17 protein-coding genes are annotated in these 20,473 nt (G+C 37.4%); 4 read left to right on the forward strand and 13 right to left on the reverse strand.

Annotation, left to right across the window (positions count from 1 at the left end; genetic code table 11):
* Positions 1-232 precede the first annotated feature (232 nt).
* Together SOLCA_RS03220 and SOLCA_RS03225 are read left to right on the forward strand one after the other, a co-directional pair.
* Complete coding sequence (locus SOLCA_RS03220; protein ID WP_014679011.1) at positions 233-3,313, forward strand: SusC/RagA family TonB-linked outer membrane protein; 3,081 nt, start codon at positions 233-235, stop codon at positions 3,311-3,313.
* A gap of 23 nt (positions 3,314-3,336) precedes the next feature.
* The gene (locus tag SOLCA_RS03225; RefSeq protein WP_014679012.1) at positions 3,337-4,839 is read left to right on the forward strand and encodes a RagB/SusD family nutrient uptake outer membrane protein; all 1,503 of its coding nucleotides are present in this window, start codon (positions 3,337-3,339) and stop codon (positions 4,837-4,839) included.
* Between the two features lie 53 nt (positions 4,840-4,892).
* On the opposite strand, the gene SOLCA_RS03230 is transcribed toward SOLCA_RS03225, so the two are convergent.
* The 7 genes from SOLCA_RS03230 to SOLCA_RS03260 all read right to left on the reverse strand — a co-directional run bounded on the left by SOLCA_RS03230 (position 4,893) and on the right by SOLCA_RS03260 (position 12,453).
* Positions 4,893-5,642 carry a tetratricopeptide repeat protein gene (locus SOLCA_RS03230; protein ID WP_042479212.1) on the reverse strand — a complete coding sequence of 250 codons (750 nt, stop codon included), beginning with the start codon at positions 5,640-5,642 and terminating at the stop codon, positions 4,893-4,895.
* A 131-nt stretch (positions 5,643-5,773) separates the two neighbouring features.
* Positions 5,774-6,193 (reverse strand): VOC family protein, encoded by a 420-nt coding sequence (locus SOLCA_RS03235; RefSeq protein WP_014679014.1) that lies wholly within the window; start codon positions 6,191-6,193, stop codon positions 5,774-5,776.
* Positions 6,194-6,222: 29 nt separating this feature from the next.
* The gene (locus SOLCA_RS03240) at positions 6,223-6,663 is read right to left on the reverse strand and encodes a glyoxalase superfamily protein (protein ID WP_014679015.1); all 441 of its coding nucleotides are present in this window, start codon (positions 6,661-6,663) and stop codon (positions 6,223-6,225) included.
* 124 nt (positions 6,664-6,787) lie between these two features.
* Entirely contained in the window at positions 6,788-7,507 is a 720-nt protein-coding gene (locus SOLCA_RS03245; RefSeq protein WP_014679016.1) for a YebC/PmpR family DNA-binding transcriptional regulator, read from the reverse strand.
* A gap of 100 nt (positions 7,508-7,607) precedes the next feature.
* Entirely contained in the window at positions 7,608-8,174 is a 567-nt protein-coding gene (locus tag SOLCA_RS03250; protein ID WP_014679017.1) for a MarC family protein, read from the reverse strand.
* 62 nt (positions 8,175-8,236) lie between these two features.
* A complete protein-coding gene (locus tag SOLCA_RS03255) occupies positions 8,237-9,937 on the reverse strand; it encodes an amino acid permease (RefSeq protein WP_014679018.1) in 1,701 nt (566 codons plus the stop codon).
* 272 nt (positions 9,938-10,209) lie between these two features.
* Complete coding sequence (locus tag SOLCA_RS03260; RefSeq protein WP_014679019.1) at positions 10,210-12,453, reverse strand: sodium-translocating pyrophosphatase; 2,244 nt, start codon at positions 12,451-12,453, stop codon at positions 10,210-10,212.
* Between the two features lie 220 nt (positions 12,454-12,673).
* Here SOLCA_RS03260 and SOLCA_RS03265 point away from each other — a divergent pair, with 220 nt between their 5' ends.
* Together SOLCA_RS03265 and SOLCA_RS03270 are read left to right on the forward strand one after the other, a co-directional pair.
* Positions 12,674-14,176 carry an APC family permease gene (locus SOLCA_RS03265; protein ID WP_014679020.1) on the forward strand — a complete coding sequence of 501 codons (1,503 nt, stop codon included), beginning with the start codon at positions 12,674-12,676 and terminating at the stop codon, positions 14,174-14,176.
* 201 nt (positions 14,177-14,377) lie between these two features.
* Positions 14,378-14,566 (forward strand): cold-shock protein, encoded by a 189-nt coding sequence (locus SOLCA_RS03270; RefSeq protein WP_014679021.1) that lies wholly within the window; start codon positions 14,378-14,380, stop codon positions 14,564-14,566.
* Between the two features lie 206 nt (positions 14,567-14,772).
* Here SOLCA_RS03270 and SOLCA_RS03275 read toward each other — a convergent pair whose 3' ends face one another.
* From SOLCA_RS03275 to SOLCA_RS03300, 6 genes are all read right to left on the reverse strand, one after another.
* A complete protein-coding gene (locus SOLCA_RS03275) occupies positions 14,773-16,062 on the reverse strand; it encodes a bifunctional folylpolyglutamate synthase/dihydrofolate synthase (RefSeq protein WP_014679022.1) in 1,290 nt (429 codons plus the stop codon).
* 124 nt (positions 16,063-16,186) lie between these two features.
* The gene (locus SOLCA_RS03280) at positions 16,187-17,047 is read right to left on the reverse strand and encodes a hypothetical protein (RefSeq protein WP_014679023.1); all 861 of its coding nucleotides are present in this window, start codon (positions 17,045-17,047) and stop codon (positions 16,187-16,189) included.
* Between the two features lie 21 nt (positions 17,048-17,068).
* A complete protein-coding gene (locus SOLCA_RS03285) occupies positions 17,069-17,464 on the reverse strand; it encodes an ExbD/TolR family protein (protein WP_014679024.1) in 396 nt (131 codons plus the stop codon).
* Complete coding sequence (locus SOLCA_RS03290) at positions 17,461-18,165, reverse strand: MotA/TolQ/ExbB proton channel family protein (RefSeq protein ID WP_014679025.1); 705 nt, start codon at positions 18,163-18,165, stop codon at positions 17,461-17,463. Before SOLCA_RS03290 ends, SOLCA_RS03285 begins: the two co-directional genes overlap by 4 nt.
* Positions 18,166-18,221: 56 nt before the next feature.
* Positions 18,222-18,809, reverse strand: a complete 588-nt coding sequence (locus tag SOLCA_RS03295) for an HU domain-containing protein (RefSeq protein WP_014679026.1) — start codon at positions 18,807-18,809, stop codon at positions 18,222-18,224.
* A gap of 7 nt (positions 18,810-18,816) precedes the next feature.
* Positions 18,817-20,469: a porin family protein gene (locus SOLCA_RS03300; protein ID WP_014679027.1), complete on the reverse strand. Its 1,653-nt coding sequence runs from the start codon at positions 20,467-20,469 to the stop codon at positions 18,817-18,819.
* Between the last annotated feature and the right edge of the window lie 4 nt (positions 20,470-20,473).

Here is a 20,473-nt window from a genome sequence, read left to right on the forward strand (position 1 = left end):
ATTACAAAATCTGTTTAGAGCAGGGGTTGGTGAAACCTCTTTACATTTATCTGCTACCAAACTTACCTTCTGCACATCCATGTGTATGCACGTCATGTGCTAGTCTGTATTCTTTTTTGCCTGCTCATTTTTCAGTAGGACACTATTAACAATCCTTTCTTTTAAAAATTGCAGTGTATTCGCTGTAGCAATTGCTATGCGTTTATCGGTCTGCTATTGATTTTAATTTAATATGTTAAAAAGAATTTTATTGCTTTTGCTGCTGAGTTATTCATTTGCGGCATTTGCGCAAACCAAACAACTAAAAGGGGTAATTCTATCTGCAGAAGATAAACAACCTTTAACAGGTGCTTCCGTTTCAGTAAAAGGGAGCAACAAAGGAACTATTACTGACCAGAACGGAGCTTTTCAATTACAGGTAGCAGAAAGTGATAAAACACTTATTGTATCTTTTGTTGGCTTCGTAACCAAAGAAGTCGCTATCGCCGGATCATCATTAACTGTTATTCTTAATTCTGATAGTAGAACAATAGATGAAGTGGTGGTGGTTGCTTATGGAACAGCAAATAAATCTAGTTATACAGGATCTGTAGCTCAGATCAAAAAAGATCAGATTGAAAAATTGCAAGTCTCAAGTGTTTCTAAGGCATTGCAAGGATTAGCGCCTGGTGTTCAATCTGTTTCGGCGAGTGGACAGCCAGGTACGGATGCTACCATTCGTATCAGAGGTATTGGTTCTATCTACGCATCAAGTGATCCTTTATATGTAGTTGATGGAATTCCGTATTCAGGAAACATCAACTCTATCAATCCAACCGACATAGAATCAATCAGCGTGTTAAAAGATGCGGCATCAAGTGCATTATATGGTTCGCGTGGTGCTAATGGTGTGGTAATTATTACCACAAAACAAGGTAGCCGTAATAAGGATGCAAATATCCAGGTGAATGTACAGCAAGGCTTTTCTGATCGCGCAGTTCGTGATTATAAGCATGTTTCTACTGATCAGTATTTTGAACTATACTGGGAAGCCTTGCGTAATAAAGAATTAAACCAGGGGGCTACAAAAGACGCCGCATCTGCAACAGCTAGTCAACGTGTAGTTGAAGATTTAGGAATTAATCCTTATGGGACTTCCTATCCTCAACCGGTTGGTTTAGACGGAAAAATTGTTTCGGGTGCAAAAGCATTATGGAACGATGATTGGCAAAAAGGCCTGGAGCAAACTGCCCGCCGTACGCAAGCTGATTTAAGTGTTTCAGGTGGTGGAGAAAATAGCCAATACTTTGTTTCCGGAGGATATTTAAGTGATAAAGGTATTGCGTTAGCTTCCGGATTTGAGCGTGTAAATGCGCGTAGTAATTTTACCATTAACGCTAAAAAATGGTTAAAGATTGGCTTAAACTTAGCTGGATCAACTTCTAAACAAGATTATCCTCAGTCAGAAGACAGTCAGGTTTCAAACGTAATTAACTTTGGACGTAATATTCCGAGCTTCTATCCAATCTATGAACGCAATGATGATGGTTCTTACAAACTAGACATAAGCGGAAATAAAGTGGTTGATTACGGTGCGTATCGTCCAAGTGCGGTGAATCCAAGAACTAATCTTATTGGAACTGCTTACCTGGATAAATCGCAAATCCAGAAGGATGATATTTCATTGCGAAGCTTTTTTGAAGCCAGTATTTTAAGTAACCTGAAGTTAAAAACAAGCTATAGCGTAGATTATTCAGGAAGAAATGATGTCTACTACAGCAACCCATCCTTTGGCGAAGCTGCAGAAATAAAAGGCTCTGTGCAGCGTGATAACTACCGTACTTTTTCGTGGACGTTGAACAACGTTTTAACCTATGACAAAGTAATAGGTAGTGAACATCACATTAATCTATTAGCAGGGCAGGAGTTATATAATTACAATTGGAGATACACTAGTGGTAGTCGTCAGGGTTTTGTATTGCCTGGCTTGGAAGAACCGGATGCAGCTTCGCAGTTAAACGATTTTTCAGGCTATTCTAATAATTACAAACTATTAAGCTTCTTCGGAAAAGCAGAATATGATTTCCAACAGAAATATTATTTATCAGGTTCATTACGTGCTGATGGAACTTCCCGTTTTTCTCCTCAAAGCAGATGGGGTACATTTTGGTCGGTTGGAGCATCTTGGAAAGCTAAACAAGAATCATTTTTGGAACCAATTAAGTGGTTAGATGTACTTACTTTAAAGGCTAGCTACGGTGCGCAAGGTAATGACAACCTTGGTTATTATTATGCTTATGAAGGTTTGTATACCGTAGCTAATAACTTAGGTGAAGGTGGTGCCTATACCTTACGCCTGGCTACTCCCAACTTAAAATGGGAATCAAATCTGAATCTTAATGTTGGTGCTGATTTTAGCGTATTAAATAACAGGTTAGGTGGTACGTTTGAATATTTCCAGCGTAAATCGAAAGACCTGTTATATCCTCGCCCTTTACCAATTTCTTCCGGCTTTTCTTCTATTGATGAAAATGTGGGCCAGTTAAAGAATAATGGATTTGAATTTTCAATCAATGCGACGCCTGTTATTGTTAACAATTTCAAATGGAACGTCAACTTTAATTTAACACATTATAAAAACGAGATTACTGAGCTTCCTCAGAAAGAGATCATTTCTGGAACCAAGAAATTAATGGTTGGAAAATCGATCTATGATTTTTATATCAGAGAATGGGCAGGTGTAGATGAAGCAACAGGAAAGCCTCAATGGTTTAAAGATGATGCGAACGGAAACAAAGTAAAGACCTTTAACTATTCTGAAGGAACGCAATATTATGTAGGTTCATCGTTACCTGATTTTTATGGTGGATTAACCAACTCATTTGGTTATAAAGGTTTTGAGTTATCAGCATTACTTGTTTATAGTGCAGGTGGTAAGGTATTGGATAATGACATTGTTTCATTGTTGCATAACGGAAATAATCCGGGTAGAGCTTGGCAAGAAGATATCTTAAATCGCTGGACTCCGGAAAATACAATTACTGACGTTCCTGCTTTAACAACCGACAATACTAACTGGACACAAACCTCCACTCGTTTCTTATATGATGCAAGCTATCTGCGTCTGAAAAATGTAACGCTTAATTACAATTTCCCGGCTCAGACCGCCAAGAAGATTGGATTAAACAATTTAAGAGTGTACGTGCAAGCGGATAACTTGATAACCTGGAGTAAACATAAAGGAATGGATCCGGAACAAACAGTAGGAGGAACCACTTATTATCGTTATCCAGCAATGAGAGTGTTCTCGGCAGGGGTAAATGTTAATTTCTAATTACTAACAGAGGAGATCAGATAATGAAAAAATATATATACAGTGCTGTAGTAACAATTGCATTGGCAACATTAAGTACTTCTTGCGAAAAAGAGCTAGATGTACAGCCTACAAATGCAGTTGCCGAATCCTATTTATACGATAATGTAGATAATGTTGAAACCGTTATCAATGGCACCTGGCGCTACATGATGGATACATACTTTACCTATGCAAATCCTGGTTACGGTGCAATTTTACGTACGAGTGATGCAATGGGTAATGATGTGGCATTAACTACTAAATATGGTTTCAGAGATGCCTATGCATTTAATGAGTTGCATGATTTTACTAAAACACGTGTAACCGGCTTTTGGACCCTTCTTTACAAGGTGATTAACAATGCAAATAATGTTATTGCAAAAGTTGATGCAGCTAAAGGAAGTGAAGCAAAGAAAAAGCAATTAAAAGGGCAGGCTTTGGCATTACGCGCCAATAGTTATTTAACATTGGCAACTTATTATCAGTTTACGTATTTAAAGGATCCTAATGCTAAGGCGGTGCCAATTTATACTACACCAACTGATGAAAACACTAAAGGAAATCCAAAGGCAACTGTTGCACAGGTTTATGAGCAAATTGTGAAGGACCTGATAGAAGCTGAAACATTGTTAAATGGTTATTCTCGCTCAGCAAAATATAAAATCGATGCTAGCGTAGTGAAGGGTTTGTTGGCTCGTACTTACCTTGCTTTAGGGAGATGGGATGACGCTGCCCAAAAAGCCGTAGAAGCTCGTGCCGGCTATACTTTAATGAGTGCTGAAGATTATTATAAAGGATTTAATGACCTTAATAATGACGAGTGGATTTGGGGGCATGGACAACGTCCTGATCAAAGTGTGGCAAGCTATAATTTCCATTTCCTGGATGTTTCTTCGGCTTCATCTTATTATTACAGTTTCATGGCGGATCCCTATTTCAAGAATTTGTTTGATACAAACGATATTCGTTCTAAGTTATTTTTCTGGGACAATCTGCCGGGGCGGGAAGGCTTTTTACGTTACGAGAAATTTAAGTTCAGAGCTGATCAAACCGGCGATATTGTATTAATGAGGGCCTCAGAAATGTATTTAATTGAAGCTGAAGCATACGCAGAAAGTGGTAAGTTAGATAAAGCTGTGGAGACATTGAATGCTTTACGCACAGTAAGAAAAGCGCAGCTGTTTGATTTAACAGGAAAAACCAAAGAAGACGTGGTGAATGCAATTTTGATTGAGAGACGTAAGGAGCTTTGGGGTGAAGGTTTTGCTTTGGCAGATATTTTACGTAAACAACGTTCTGTAGAACGTAAACTGTATAAAGATGAAACAGGTAAAGACGTTCAGGTTACAATTACACTTCCTGATGGATCACAAAAAACGGTAACTGCTAAAGGTCACCGCGTGGTTAAATTTGCAGACGGAACTAATTTTATACCTAACAGTAAATATTATATCTTTGCGATCCCTCAAAACGAGGTGCGTGATAATCCGAATCTTAATAATTAAATAGATAGTTTGTGTGTGTGCCCTATAGTAGTCAACTATAGGGCTTTTTTTATTTACTTCTCCTCCGCATAAAACATTATCGGAACAGAATAATATCTCGCACAGACAGCCTTGTTATCATACATGGCGGGAGTAACTTTTCCCAATTGAGGAGAAACGGTCAACAGATCTACTATTAATTTACGGTCTGCGAAATCTTCACCAACCGGAACAGCTGTAATTGATCCATCCTTGCCAAAGAGTAAACCAACTTTCATTTTTACTTCTTTTAAGGTTGATGCTTCTACATTCTTATTTGCGGCGTCTACTTCAAAAACTCTTGCTTTAATTGTGGCCGACTTTACAATTTTATCAGCTATGGTACTAAGTAACTTGGTATTGATTGTTTTGTTGAAGAACAAGTCTTCTTGCTTATTATCAATGATCAATGAAGGCAATTTATCTACATCGGCAACGTCCATCGTATCGGTGTAGGCTAAACGTACATTTAACTTGTTTTTTAATATTTCTTTTGATTCTGAGTCACCTAATGCTGCAGAACGCTGAAACAAATCAATTGCTTTTTGTTTGTTGCCTTGGTCATATTGCAATACTGCCAGATTAAACAAAGCGTCGGTATGTCGGGGATTAATCTCTAATACTTTTTCAAACGCTGTTATAGCATTGGCAAAATCTTTATTGTCATATAATTTGAGTGCCTGCTGATAAAGGCTGTCAGCTTGGTTGGATTGCGCGTAAACAGAGCTAATAAAAATACTAATGACTAATAGAAACAATAACTTTTTCATGGAATGATCTTTCATTTGTAAGATAAAAATGTGATTATTTCAGCAATTAACAGTCCATTTAGTGATGTTTTTTTGCCAAATCAGTGTGTTAGAGCACAAAGCGTTTTATCTTTTAACGTTTAAAGAATGATAATGAGTATTAAATTTCAGGATTTGATTTCCTTTTGGCCTAGTGAAAACCAGTTGCCTGAATCATCCACAAAGATGGCTTCATATCCGTAAAATTCTTTTTTAGGAGTTTTGGTAAATTGTACCCGTTTAGCTTTTAATTCGTTATAGGTGGCCTCTAAATCTTTGCATTGAAAAATGCATGAGCCAAAAGTTCCCTTTTTTACCAAGACCCTCATTTGTTCAGTGGTTTCTTTATCCCACATCATCCCTTCTTGAATAGGAGAGAGGATAATTTCAAGGTCAGGTTGTTCGGGTGGGGTAACCGTTAACCATCTCATGCCTGGTCCCATTGGAACATCGGTATGAACCTTGAAACCCAGTTTGTTCACATAAAAATCGAATGCACTGTCCTGATCAAGAACATATATGCAAACATGGTTTAGCTTTGCAATCATTGTTGATGTGTTAAGTATAATGGTTTAATTTAGTCTTTTTTGGTCCAGACTTTTTCATCATTCATTACCCATAAGTTGTTTTGAGCATCTAGCCATGGGCCATAAGGTTCGTTTTCTTTATTTTCAGCGCCAAAACGAAGAACATTCCCATCTAAATCGTCCACTTGCATTTCATAAGCCCACCAATAATTGGTTGGTTTTACCCTGATCATACCTCCATTCTTTAAAATCTCATCGTATAAAGCATCCGTATCCTGAACGCCAATCCAAACCCAAGCACCAGGAGCACTTTGATCATTTTCCACAATCATAAGATTACTTTCATCACGAGAAACAGAGGCAATAATTCCGGGATCCTGCCAATCAAGTTTAAAACCCAGAGATGTTACATAATAATCAATACTGGCCTGCAGATCTTTTACCCTTAGTATAGGAGTGGCAGGGTGAAAACGATTATAGTTATTGGGCATCTTAATCAAAGATTTTGATTAAAGTTATTGGTTAATAAGGAATTAAAAAAGAGGAAATTATGAAGTGGGTAGAAACAAAAAAAACCCCTTTAAGCGGGTTTTTAATTAAAAACTTGTGAAAATATTATTCTTCGCGAGGTGCCATATTATGATATACAGCATTTACGTCATCATCTTCTTCTAATTTGTCGATCAATTTCTGAACTTCTGCTTCCTGTTCGGCGGTAACTTCCTTGTAGGTAGTACAAAAACGTTCGAATTCTGAGCTAATAATGTTAAATCCTTTGTCTTCAAGCGCTTTTTGCATTTTACCGAAATCTTCGAATTCAGTAGTAATGGTGATTTCATTTTCATCTTGGAACACTTCTTCAGCGCCAAAATCGATCAAATCCAATTCTAATTCTTCAACGTCAACGCCATCAGCAGCAATACGGAAAACCGCTTTACGTTCAAAGATGAAGTTTAACAAACCCGAAGTTCCCAATGTACCACCAGAACGCGTAATATAACTTCTTACGTTACCTACAGTACGGTTAATATTGTCAGTCGAAGTTTCTACAAGAATTGCCACTTTATAAGGGCCGTAACCTTCATAAACGATCTCTTCATAGTTAGAAGTATCTTTATCTGTAGCACGTTTGATAGCAGCTTCAATTCTGTCTTTAGGCATGTTTGCACCTTTGGCGTTTTGCATGATCACACGTAAACGCGCATTAGACTCAGGATTAGGGCCGCCAGCTTTAACAGCAATAACTATATCTTTTCCGATGCGAGTAAATAGCTTTGCCATTTTACCCCAACGTTTCATTTTACTTTGCTTTCTTGCTTCAAATGCTCTTCCCATATGTTAAAAGAATTCAGGATTGTTACGAAAAGCAGCCTTTTCAACTCAATCCGTTGATTTGTAAATTATATTATATTAAAATGAGTTTTTATTAATTCAATTATAAGCCCGTATTATTTCTGAACAATTTAATTGCGATGGCTAACAGAATAACACCGAAAGCTTTCCGGAGGATTTCTACTCCTGATTTTCCCAATAAACGCTCCAGGCGGTTCACATTTTTCAATACAAAATAAACAAAAATTAGATTGATAATTATACCTAAAACAATGTTTATTGTTTGATATTCTGCTTTTAACGAAAGTAAAGTAGTCATGGTTCCGGCTCCGGCAATCAACGGGAACGCAAGAGGTACTATCGATGCCGTTTCTGGCATTTGATCTTTAAAAACATGTATACCAAGAATCATTTCCATAGCGATAAAGAAGATTACCAGCGATCCTGCGATGGCAAAAGACTTTACATCAATTCCAATGATTGTTAGTAGTTTTTCTCCGACAAAAAGAAACACAATCATTAAGATCATGGCAACTATAGTCGCTTTTTCAGATTGAATATGACCGGCTCTGTTTCTTAGTTCAATAATTACCGGTATCGAGCCTAAAATATCAATGATCGCAAAAAGGATCATTGTTACGGATATGATTTCGTTGATAGATAAATTCATACAGGCCGCAAAGATATTAAAAAGGCTCCGAAATTTTCGGAGCCTTTATGAGATTCAATTTTTTACATTTCCTGTTCAATAGCTTTTGGGGCCGGTCTAAAGCTGAAGGCCCTATATAAGTAGAACACAATATTTACTGCTGCAAATATTAATGAGAAATAATAAATAGCTGTGTCAGGTGTTTCTGCAGTAATGTGGTGAATAATAGCCACAACAATTAACAATACAGAAAGAGCAACACCAATCAATGAAATGGTTTTGTTGCTGGTAAATAATGTTTCTGATTTATTATCAGATAATGCACTGTTTTTCATTCCATAGCACAAATAAACAGTAAATCCGATCATCATCCATACAATTAAACGGATCCAGGTATCTAATGGTAGAAATACCATCATGAATAAACAGGTTCCAACACCTAATAATGGAATTAAAGGCACTAAAGGAGTTTTGAATGAACGAGGTGCATCAGGCATTTTTTTACGCATTACTATAATACCAATACATACAAGAATAAATGCGAACAAAGTTCCGATACTGGTCATTTCTCCTACAACACGTGCAGGAACAAAAGCAGCGAACAAGCTAACGAATAACATGAATAACAAGTTACTCTTAGCAGGAGTACGGAACTTGCTGTTTACTTCCGAAAATACTTTTGGTAATAATCCGTCTTTACTCATGGAGAAGAATACGCGCGACTGGCCTAAAAGCATTACCAGAATAACTGATGCATAACCTGCAAGAATCGCAATGATAATCGCTTTATTTAGCCAAGGATAAGCAGGAGTGATAGTTCCATCTGCTCCAACCGGGCCCATGTGATCGATTGCCACTGCAACAGGTGCGATACCATCTTGTCCTTTAAATGCCGAGAAGTTAACAACTCCAGTCATTACGTGAGCAAAAAGTATATAAAGCAACGTACAGATGACCAGTGAAACTAAAATTCCAATAGGCATATCCCTTTTTGGATTCTTAGCTTCTTGTGCTGCAGTAGAAACAGCATCAAAACCGATATAGGCAAAGAATACAATAGCTGCTGCACGAACAATACCACTAAAACCAAAATGACCAAATGTTCCGGTGTTAGCTGGAACGTATGGCTGATAGTTTTCAGTTCTGATAAATGCCCATCCTAAAGCAATGAATACAAGTACAACAGCAACTTTTAAAGCTACAATAATACCATTTACCCATGCTGATTCTTTTGTTCCCTTAATTAATACCAAAGACATCAAAACGATGATGAATACTGCCGGTAAGTTGATCATACCTGAAACAACCGTTCCGTCAGCAAGTGTTGCCGTGTCAAAAGGAGACATGGTCATTGATGCCGGTAAATGAATATTGTAATAGTCCAAAAACTTGGTAAGGTATCGGCTCCAACTGATAGAAACAGTGGCAGCTCCAACCGCATATTCCAAAACTAAGTCCCATCCGATAACCCAGGCAACAAATTCGCCCATGGTAGCATACGAATAGGTGTAGGCGCTACCTGCAACAGGAATCATTGATGCAAACTCTGCATAACATAAACCTGCAAATGCACAACCTACAGCTGCAATAATAAATGAGATGGTGATAGCCGGACCTGCATTATTAGCTGCAGCACCTCCGGTAATTGAAAACAAACCAGCTCCGATAATGGCCCCGATTCCTAGCGCAACCAAATGGTAGCTGCTTAATGTTCGCTTTAATGAGCCTTCTCCAACTGATTCCGCCTCTTTTATAAGCGACTCTAATGGTTTTCTGAACTTCATAAAATTAATAATGTGCGTGTAATGTTTCCTTATATAACTATTGATAGGTTAATTCTTCAAACCTAATTAAATTTTAGTAAATAAAAAGTGGGGTATTGAAATAAGTATAAAAAATGTTTTGAGCCAATTTTTATTTGTTTTGGCGTTAAAAAGGCACTTTTAGGAGTAAAAAGGGGGGTAGCATTTTGTTTTATACTCTTCACCAAAGATCTGAAATCAAAAAAGAGCAGGTTAATCAACCTGCTCTTTCAATTTTGTATATTTTTTTAGCTTTATTTTTTGCTGCAACAAGCTTTCATTGCAACACTTCTTGTTGTGCCTTCTGATGAGTGACAAGTAGAACCTTGTGCCATTGTGCATTTATGTTTATTTGAATTCATCATGCTTACGTGGCTTTCTCCCTTGAATGCAATATGTGGAGCAATAACTAATGAAACGATCGACATTAATTTAATAAGGATGTTCATTGATGGTCCAGAAGTGTCTTTAAACGGATCTCCAACGGTATCACCTGTAACTGATGCTTTATGCGGATCAGAACCTTTATAATAGGTTTCACCATCAATAACAACTCCTTTTTCGAACGATTTTTTAGCATTATCCCATGCTCCACCGGCGTTTGACTGGAACATTCCCATCAATACTCCCGATACGGTAACACCAGCTAATGTACCTCCTAAAACTTCAGGACCGAATGCAAAGCCAATGATCAAAGGAACGATCAATGCAATTGCGCCAGGTAAGATCATTTCGCGAATGGATGCCTGGGTAGAAATAGCGACACATTTTTCGTATTCAGGTTTGGCTTTATACTCCATAATTCCAGGAATTTCACGGAATTGTCTGCGAACCTCTTGAACCATTGCCATGGCAGCACGGCCTACAGCAGAAATTGCTAATGAGGAGAAAATAAATGGAATCATTCCTCCCACAAATAATCCTGCTAAAACATCTGCTTTATAAATATCGATACTATCGATGCCGGCAACACCCACAAAAGCAGCAAATAATGCTAATGAAGTTAATGCTGCAGAAGCAATTGCAAATCCTTTACCAGTTGCAGCAGTTGTATTTCCAACCGCGTCCAAATTATCAGTACGTTCACGAACTTCTTTCGGTAAGCCGCTCATTTCGGCAATACCACCTGCATTGTCGGCAATTGGTCCGAAAGCATCAATGGCTAACTGCATAGCCGTAGTTGCCATCATACCAGCAGCGGCAATGGCAACACCATATAAACCGGCAAAATGATAAGAACCAAAGATTCCTGCAGCTAACACCAGGATTGGTAATACGGTAGACTCCATTCCCATTGCCAAACCACCAATTATGTTGGTTGCATGTCCTGTTGATGATTGTTGTACAATAGTATTAACAGGGCGTTTACCCATTGCGGTATAGTATTCAGTAATGATACTCATCAACGCACCTACAATTAATCCTACAATTATAGCCATGTAAACATTGGTAGCTGTAAATTCAACGCCACGCAACGACATGGTTTCAGGCATAAGAAATTTAACGGCAAAGAATGAAGCAATAGCTGTTAAAATAACTGACGACCAGTTTCCAAGGTTTAATGCAGCTTGAACACTAGCATGCTCATCTTTAATGCGTACGAAAACCATACTTACTATAGAAAAGATAAGTCCCAGGCCTGCAATAAGCATTGGAAGTAGGATAGGAGCTAAACCACCAAAATTATCTTTAGAATCAATTTCTTGTCCTAAAACCATTGTAGCTAAAATAGTTGCCACATAAGATCCAAATAAATCGGCACCCATACCGGCCACATCACCCACGTTATCACCTACGTTATCGGCAATGGTAGCAGGGTTACGAACATCGTCTTCCGGAATTCCTGCTTCAACCTTACCAACAAGATCGGCGCCCACATCAGCAGCTTTGGTGTAGATACCTCCACCAACACGCGCAAATAAAGCGATTGATTCAGCACCTAATGAAAACCCTGTTAAAACCTCAATGGTAGTTCGCATTTCCATGCCTGTAATGGATGCACCTGAGGGAACAAAGTACTTGTAAAACACAATAAATAAACCACCTAAACCTAATACTGCCAAACCTGAAACGCCTAAGCCCATTACGCTTCCTCCAGTGAAAGAAACTTTTAATGCTTGTGCTAAGCTGGTTCTTGCAGCTTGAGTGGTTCTTACATTGGCTTTTGTGGCAATGCGCATTCCAATATAACCGGCAGTAGCTGAAAATACTGCTCCTATTACAAATGCCACGGCTATAAGCCAGTGAGAATGAACATTAGGCAATGTTCCTGACCAACCTAAAAATAAGGCAGCTATAACTACATAATAGCTTAATACTTTCCACTCTGCCTTTAAAAAGGCCATTGCTCCTTGAGCCACATATCCTGCAAGCTCAATCATGTTTTTGTCGCCGGCATCTTGTTTAGACACCCATGATGCTTTAATTGCTGTAACCAATAAGGATACTACCCCAAACAGGGGAATAATGTAAATAAGGTTTTCTTGTAAAAAATGCATAAAAAACTTAGGTTAGATAATTTGGTTTGCCTAAAATACTTTCGACTGAGCGAATCATCAAATAATATTTTATGAAAAAGCTAAAATTTAGAATAAAAAATTATTTCTTAGCAAAAGCAAACGAAAGAACAAATTGAAATTTTGAAAAAATACTAATTGCTGCTTAATCGGCCTAATTTAACAGAAAAAAACTAACTTAATCAATAACCAAGAAAACTTTATGGAGCCAACCTTTACCCAATCAAATCTTCATGCTGTGAATACGGAGCAAACCGAAATGAAACGAGAACTCGGTCTGTTCGATTCTACAATGATCGTTGTCGGATCGATGATCGGATCTGGTATTTTTATTGTAACAAGTGATATTGCCCGATTACTAGGCTCTCCATTTTGGATACTATTTGTATGGTTATTAACAGGTGTTATTACCCTGATTGCGGCATTAAGTTATGGGGAACTGGCTGGAATGATGCCTAAGGCCGGAGGACAGTATGTTTACCTTCGTGAGGCTTATAATAAGCTGGTGGGATTTCTTTTCGGGTGGACTACCTTTATGGTTATTCAAACCGGCACAATTGCAGCGGTAGCCATTGCTTTTGCAAAGTATACGGGCGTTTTACTGCCCACTTTGATAAATGATAATCCATTGTTTATCATTGGAGCACTTGGTTTCTCCAGTCAGCAATTTTTGGGTGTTGCTTTAATTGTTGTACTAACCATTGTAAACCTCTACGGAGTTAAGAATGCTAAAATAATTCAAGGAATATTTACAGTAGCTAAAATCGTTTCCCTTTTAGGCCTAATAGTTTTAGGAATTGCATTCGGATTAAGTTCAGATGCTTTTCATACTAATTTTACTAATTTCTTCTCAGAGCCATTTAAAACAGTAGCCGATAATGGACGAACTTCTATTATTGATGTGATTAAACTTTCGGGTTGGTCGTTGATAGGAGCAATTGGTGGTGCATTGGTTGGGTCGTTATTCTCTTCAGATGCCTGGAATAACATTACTTATACGGCAGGTGAGGTAAAAGAGCCTAAACGCAATATTCCTTTAAGCTTATTTTTCGGTACACTAATCGTTACGGTATTATACATTCTTGCAAATGTGGCATACCTAACTTTATTGCCGGTTAAAGGCGACCCGTCAGGGGCTGACGTTTTGTCGCGTGGAATTATGTTTGCCACCAATGATCGCGTTGCCACTGCCGGTGCTGAAATAATTTTCGGAAGTGCAGCAGTCATTATCATGGCTGTTTTGATCATGGTTTCCACCTTTGGTTGCAATAACGGATTAATTATGGCCGGAGCTCGATTATACTATGCCATGGCGAAAGATGGATTGTTTATTTCAAGAGCGGAGAAGCTAAATGATAAAGGAGTTCCTGCTTTTGGATTAATTATTCAGTGTTTTTGGGCTTCTTTGTTGTGTTTTTCAGGAAAATACAATGAATTATTGGATTATGTGATTTTTGCTGTATTGATTTTTTATTCATTAACGATTGGGGGAATATTCATTTTGCGTAAAACCCAACCAGATGTTGAACGCCCATATAAAGCATTCGGTTATCCGTTTATTCCGGCATTATACATCGTTTTAGCTACTGCAATCTGTATTGACCTGTTAATTGTTAAATCGGGAACAAGTCTTATTGGTCTTGGCATTGTATTAGCTGGTATTCCGGTATATTTTTTAACAGCCAAAAACCGTAAAACGGTTTAATGGGTGACAAATCAGTGAAATTATACTGATTTTTAAAAATTAGATGAATTAAAAATTGTTTTGACTGATAAAAAAATAACCTTAACTTAGGTTGCTTTGAATGACTGACTGAAAAGAAATGACTGTTCCTGTTAATGCAAGTCTGACATTTAATTCTTTTATCGATCATTCAGTTAGTGTGCTTATTTTTTAATAATTATAATGAAAACAGGAAAAGTAAAATTCTTTAATGAATCAAAAGGGTTTGGATTTATTAAAGACGAAGCCGGAAATGAAATCTTTGTTCACGTTACCGGTTTAATCGACAAAATTCGTGAAAACGATAAAGTGAGCTTCGAAGTAGCTCAAGGTAAAAAAGGATTAAATGCAGTGAATGTAAAGATAGCTTAAGATATTTTAATACTTTTTGAGTAAGCGATTGGTATAATAGCCAATCGCTTTTTTATTGTGTTGTCTTTTTTCTTTCTATTTCTATTAAGGTTAGTCTTCTCCGAAGTTTTCTCCTTAACGATGAAATTATCTCCTTTTGCCCCCTCAAATTTCTCCCGTTGGTCTATAATCTAAATAATGGGAATGAGGTAGATTGATGAAACAAGTTAAATAACTTCTGCAACAACAAATGTGCTTCCGCCTACAAACACTAAATCATTTTTGGCGGCTTTCTGTTTCGCTGCGTTTAAAGCATCGATTACCGAACTGTACACATCCCCATTTAAGCCAAAGTTTAATGCTAGCTTTTGAAGTTCATTAGCATCCATGCCTCGTGGTATATCTGCTTTACAAAAATAATAGCTAGCTTCTTTTGGCATTAATGCTAACACATGGCTGATGTCTTTATCTTTTACCATGCCAAAAACGATATATAGTTGATCATGAGGTGTTTCATTGATTTGCTCCACTACTTGTGTAATTCCATCTACATTATGTCCGGTGTCACAGATGATTAATGGGTTTTCGCTTAGTGTATACCATCTTCCTAGCAAACCGGTAAGATGTTTTACCTGTGATAAGGCACAATAGATATGATTATCTGATATATTAAAACCGATAGCTCTTAACGACTCTACTGATTCCAGCACTGTTTTAATGTTTTTTAACTGATAATTACCCGTAAGATCAAGTGCAAGATTAGGGTAGGAGATACCCGAATTGTTTGATACATGGAGGATTAATTTATGCTGGTACTTGTCCGTATTGGTAATTTTCCAGTTTTCAGATGCAAAAGTAATAGGGGAGTTTGTTTGCAGCGCTTTTTCAATAAATATTTCTGAAGCCAGTTCTTGTTTCTGACCGATAACAACAGGTACATTATCCTTAATAATTCCGGCCTTTTCACCTGCAATTGCTTCAATCGTGTTGCCCAAAATGGAAGTGTGGTCAAAACTTATATTGGTTATTACAGAAAGTAATGGAGTAATAATATTAGTTGAGTCTAAACGGCCACCTAAACCAGTTTCAATAACGGCAATGTCCACTTTTTCTTGTTCAAAGTAATCAAAAGCCAATGCCACTCCCATCTCAAAAAAGGAAGGTTCAATTTTTTCGAAATCTACTTTATAATTCGCTACAAAATCAATCACATTTTGTTCAGGGATCATTTGTCCGTTTATACGTATCCTTTCGCGAAAATCGCGTAAGTGAGGGGAGGTATACAATCCGGTTTTATAACCAGCTTCCTGCAAAATAGCTGCAAGCATATGAGAGGTTGAACCTTTCCCATTGGTCCCTGCAATGTGTATCGATTTGAACTTTGTATGAGGATTGTCAAGAATTTCGCTTAACGCTTTAATATTATGAAGGTCAGCCTTAAACGCTTTTTCACCGATCCGGTGAAACATTGGCAAACGACTAAAAAGATAGTCTAACGTTTGTTGATAGGTAAGCATTATTGATTATTTATTGCAGATCACCTATAGGTGTTTTCTTCTAAATTAACACATATAGGTAAAATCGTAAACTTTAGATTATTTTTAAGAGAGCGTTTTTATAATTCTAAGTAATACGCGGAAACTATTCCAGTCGGAAGGTAATTACCACCATACCAACCTGTGTTTCTGGTCCCGAAGAGATCGCATTCAGTTTACATTGTAAAACTGCACGTTCACATTTTTTCCAAAGTGCTACGTTCGAAATAGTAGTACCCCTTGCACCAGCTTTAGCACTTGAAATATTACCATCACGGTCAACAACTATTTCAACGGCGATTTTACCATTTTGTTGACCATCATCGGTGATCTGCGGTCTTGATAAGAATTTTCGTCCGGAAAGATTTAAAGCAACACCGCCTCCTCCGCCACCGCCATTTCCGTCGTAATTAGTAGAATTCGGGTCGCCATTTATTTTACCTTGATTACCAGGTTCATTTCCTGTTCCATCTCCGCCTCCTGTACCGTTCTGAGTTTTTTTACCCTTGTACAAGGCATTTGCATTTACTTTGGGTGTTTGTTCTCTAGCTGTTTCCGTAGGACTTTTAGTGGTTGTAACCGGTTGTTTTGTTTCTGTTTTTACGACTTTATTTGGAGCTGTTTTTACTTCAGAAGCATCTTCATTGTCTTGTGTTACCAACGCATCTTCCTGTTGATTAGAAACAGTGGGTTTAGTAGGAGCAATGTCTTCTACTTTTTCTTCTTGTTGCTTATTAGTTGCGTTTGGTGAGATAGATGGCTCATCCATGCTAGTGTAATCAGTGCCCATACCAACATCAGAAGTTCCATAGTTCACCACTATTCCCCCTTCACCTTCTTCTTCTTGTGGGGTATACGGATTGGTTATTCTAACCCAAAAGCATATAGCCAGAAACACCATATAGATTCCTATGGTGATCAGAAATGCCTTTCCTGAATTTTTCTCTTCTATATGAGTTGATTTCACTATTATTTTTTATGATAGTAATTATTTTTTTTGTGCAGCCACTACCAGTTTTAGCTTATGTCTGCTTGCGATATCCATCACATTAACAAATGGTTGTACTTGTGCAGCAGAATCAGCATTGATGATTACAGTAACTTCTTCCGCTTTTCCTTCGTAGCTTTTTAGAATTTCTTCGAGTTGTGGCTCCGATACCGCTTGTTTATCCACAAAATACTGGCCATCTTTAGTTACAGAAACATTAACGTTCTTTTTAGGAACTGTTTGTCCCGTAGCTGCTTTAGGCAGCGTAACTTTAATTACATGTGGAGCTACCAGAGTTGAAGCCAGAAGAAAGAATAACAACAAGAAGAACATGATATCATTCAGTGATGAAGTGTTTACTTCGGCTCCAATCTTATGTCGTCTTCTTAAATTCATCTTGTTGGTTCCTCTAACAGATCTATAAAGTCAATTGCATCAGTTTCCATTTTCAGAATAACTCTGTCAACCATCATTGTTAGGATATGGTGGCCAATGTAAGCAAAGATACCAATGATCAAACCGGCAGCAGAGGTAATCATTTTTTCATATAAACCTCCCGATACTAAACCGATATTGATTTCACCTGCCAATGAAATATTATAGAAAATACGAATTACTCCTGAAATAGTTCCCACGAAACCAAGCATTGGAGCAATACCAGCAATAATTCCTAAAATGTTAATATTTTTTTCCAGTTTGGATACTTCCAGCTTACCTACGTTTTCAATTGAACCTTCAATCTCCTTAATGGGTTTGCCAATACGTACCAATCCTTTTTGCAACATGCGAGCGATAGGCGTATTGTTGTTTTTACAAACGCTGATAGCAGCATCAACATTTCCTGAAAGAATATATTGACGAATTTGAATCATTAGCGATGATTCGGTTTTGTTTGCTTTGCGTATAGTAAAATAACGTTCAAAAAAGATAAATAATGCAAGAAATAATAAGATTGCTAACGGAATCATTACCCAGCCTCCTTTAGCAACCAAATCCATTAAGCTTAAACTTTCCTGTTTAGGAAGTGTGTTAATTGGCATGTTTCTCATGCTATCAACTACGCGCTGTGCGGAATCCGTAATCTGTAATAAAAACATAGTCTATATTTAATGATGCGTTATCAACGCCATCTGCTTCTTTCTTATATTAATAATTATTGTACGTTTTGCAAATAATACTGAACTCCTAGTAACAATATAAGTGAGAGGATGATGATGATCCCAAGTGATATGAGTAACCATTTCCAAACATTCCTTTCTTGCTTTTCCACCGGAGCAGCAGAGCTAATTCTTCTTTCCGTTGCTAATGATCCTTTATGAGGGTCAACCGGACGAGAAGTTATTTCAGACAACCCATAATTATCTTTATTTAAAACAAAACCGTCGATAGTTTTAAAAGTAATATTAGCCATCTGGTCACTAACAAGCTTACCTATGCCTGGTAAATCAAATTCGTGATTCCTGCTTAATTCCTGTTTTACTTTGATAATAAATTTTTGTAACTCATACTCGGCCATATGGGTTGATAGATTCTCACCTAAAGCAATTTCATTACGCAATAATCCATCGTCCGATAATCGGTGAGGATTAAATGTTACTGAAACGTTTGAAGGATAAAATGTAGTATTATCGTAATGATATTTAGTTTCTGTTTTGCTTAAATAAAGGCCTCCAACACTCGGAATGGTTACTTCATTATTACGCTCCAGTAACGTGATAATATGTTTAGTTATTTCTGTCATTTACTTTTTAAAAGGTTACGCTGATACCTGCAATAAAGTTAAAACCATAAGACGGATAATTTAGAAACAGGTCGTAGTTTTTACCTAAAATATTGTTGGCATTAGCAAATACACCGAAGTTTTTATGGAACCCGTAATTAAAACCAAGGTTTAAGTCGGTATAACCGCTAAGCGTTCTATATGAGTTTATGGCCGGATCTACCAACGCATACTGTTCTCCTACGTTAAATAGATTGGCTGTAAATGAAAGTGTTTTTGTTGGCTGGAAAGTAGCCGACAGATCAACACGATATTTAGGAGTCAACCAAGGTTTTGCCATATTATCAAGGTCAAATGTATTATACAATGCTTCGAAACCTAAACGTAAACGGTCAGAGGCGGCATAATCCAGATTGGCTGTAATAGTTGTTTTCTTATTTTTCTCGCCTGCATAAATAACATGGTACTTGTTTCCATAAAATGGATTTTCTGTACTTGTTGCAGGTTGATTGTTGGTATAAAATGCTAAGCTATCGATACTGCTGTAAGCGAATTGAAACTTAAATCCTAAACCGGTAATAATTGTACCTTTCAAACCTCCATAAGCCTTCATACGTTCATTAGAGTTGGCAAGATTAATATTGGCTCCCAAAAATGGATTGCGAGATGAAAGATCGCGAAGTGAGTTTTTTTGCAGGTCACCGGTTAATCCTCCATATAAACTTAGGTATTTTTCAATAGCCTGTAACTCAGCATACAAATTAGGGTACACTTTAAAAGTACTATTGTCGCCAAAATTAGCAACCAGGTTTAAACCCAATTTAGTTTGTAAGCGTTCTTTGTTAAGTGTAATATAAGGATTTACCCGGAAGAAATGATTTTTGTATTGTCCGGCATCTTTATAATTATTCATATCCAGGTTTACAGCCACTGCTCCTCCAAACGTACCGAAATCATTGCCTAATAATCCGTTAAGGTAAAGGTTGTTTTCTTTTGCAGTATAGTTATCAGAGAAGGCATAACCACCTAATTTTACCGCGTAAGAAAGGGTTTTGTTCGGATCGATATTGCTTGCAAGTTCTACTTCAGCATTAAAGTTGTTAAACTTATGCAATACATCTTCTTTCTTGAATGATACCGTATCTGGATATCCGTAGAAATAATTATTATTCTGTCGGTAATTTATTGTTGCAGTTGTGGTAAATGAGTCATTGATAAATTTACCATACAATCCCACGTTGTTTTTCGAATAATTCTGGTTATGTAACTCACCTTTTGCAGAATACGCCTGATAATAAAAACCATATTGTTCGGTAGGAGATTGGGCGCTATTGAAATAAAACTCACCTAAAATACCAGACACGTTACCTGCGCCTAATTTTGCATAGAATAAAGGTAATATCGCATTGGCCTCCGACGGAATTGCCTGAGGGTTTACTTTGTTTACGTTTCCGTTTTGTGTAAACTGACGGTCGAATTGGGTATACTGAAGAACTGGTTTTGCCGTATTGTCGTCGTTGAAGTCGGGGTTGCGACGAATTTTAATCGCATCACCCAGTACTGGCTTATATGGACGAACAACATCAATTTCTTCTTCCAGCTTTTTCTGTGCAAAACCATTGGTTGCAGACAGTAAAAACGACCCGATAAGAACTATATATATATTAGAATTAAACTTCATTTTC

Origin of the sequence: Solitalea canadensis DSM 3403 (assembly GCF_000242635.2) — a bacterium.
GTDB lineage: Bacteria > Bacteroidota > Bacteroidia > Sphingobacteriales > Sphingobacteriaceae > Solitalea > Solitalea canadensis.

Bases quoted from the DNA above. Each gene is read 5' to 3' on its own strand.
- SOLCA_RS03270 (WP_014679021.1), top strand. From the start codon at position 14,378: ATGAAAACAGGAAAAGTAAAATTCTTTAATGAATCAAAAGGGTTTGGA.
- SOLCA_RS03250 (WP_014679017.1), bottom strand. From the start codon at position 8,174: ATGAATTTATCTATCAACGAAATCATATCCGTAACAATGATCCTTTTT.
- SOLCA_RS03235 (WP_014679014.1), bottom strand. From the start codon at position 6,193: ATGATTGCAAAGCTAAACCATGTTTGCATATATGTTCTTGATCAGGAC.
- SOLCA_RS03265 (WP_014679020.1), top strand. From the start codon at position 12,674: ATGGAGCCAACCTTTACCCAATCAAATCTTCATGCTGTGAATACGGAG.
- SOLCA_RS03295 (WP_014679026.1), bottom strand. From the start codon at position 18,809: ATGACAGAAATAACTAAACATATTATCACGTTACTGGAGCGTAATAAT.
- SOLCA_RS03225 (WP_014679012.1), top strand. From the start codon at position 3,337: ATGAAAAAATATATATACAGTGCTGTAGTAACAATTGCATTGGCAACA.
- SOLCA_RS03290 (WP_014679025.1), bottom strand. From the start codon at position 18,165: ATGTTTTTATTACAGATTACGGATTCCGCACAGCGCGTAGTTGATAGC.
- SOLCA_RS03245 (WP_014679016.1), bottom strand. From the start codon at position 7,507: ATGGGAAGAGCATTTGAAGCAAGAAAGCAAAGTAAAATGAAACGTTGG.
- SOLCA_RS03230 (WP_042479212.1), bottom strand. From the start codon at position 5,642: ATGAAAGATCATTCCATGAAAAAGTTATTGTTTCTATTAGTCATTAGT.
- SOLCA_RS03240 (WP_014679015.1), bottom strand. From the start codon at position 6,663: ATGCCCAATAACTATAATCGTTTTCACCCTGCCACTCCTATACTAAGG.
- SOLCA_RS03300 (WP_014679027.1), bottom strand. From the start codon at position 20,469: ATGAAGTTTAATTCTAATATATATATAGTTCTTATCGGGTCGTTTTTA.
- SOLCA_RS03220 (WP_014679011.1), top strand. From the start codon at position 233: ATGTTAAAAAGAATTTTATTGCTTTTGCTGCTGAGTTATTCATTTGCG.
- SOLCA_RS03255 (WP_014679018.1), bottom strand. From the start codon at position 9,937: ATGAAGTTCAGAAAACCATTAGAGTCGCTTATAAAAGAGGCGGAATCA.
- SOLCA_RS03285 (WP_014679024.1), bottom strand. From the start codon at position 17,464: ATGAATTTAAGAAGACGACATAAGATTGGAGCCGAAGTAAACACTTCA.
- SOLCA_RS03275 (WP_014679022.1), bottom strand. From the start codon at position 16,062: ATGCTTACCTATCAACAAACGTTAGACTATCTTTTTAGTCGTTTGCCA.
- SOLCA_RS03260 (WP_014679019.1), bottom strand. From the start codon at position 12,453: ATGCATTTTTTACAAGAAAACCTTATTTACATTATTCCCCTGTTTGGG.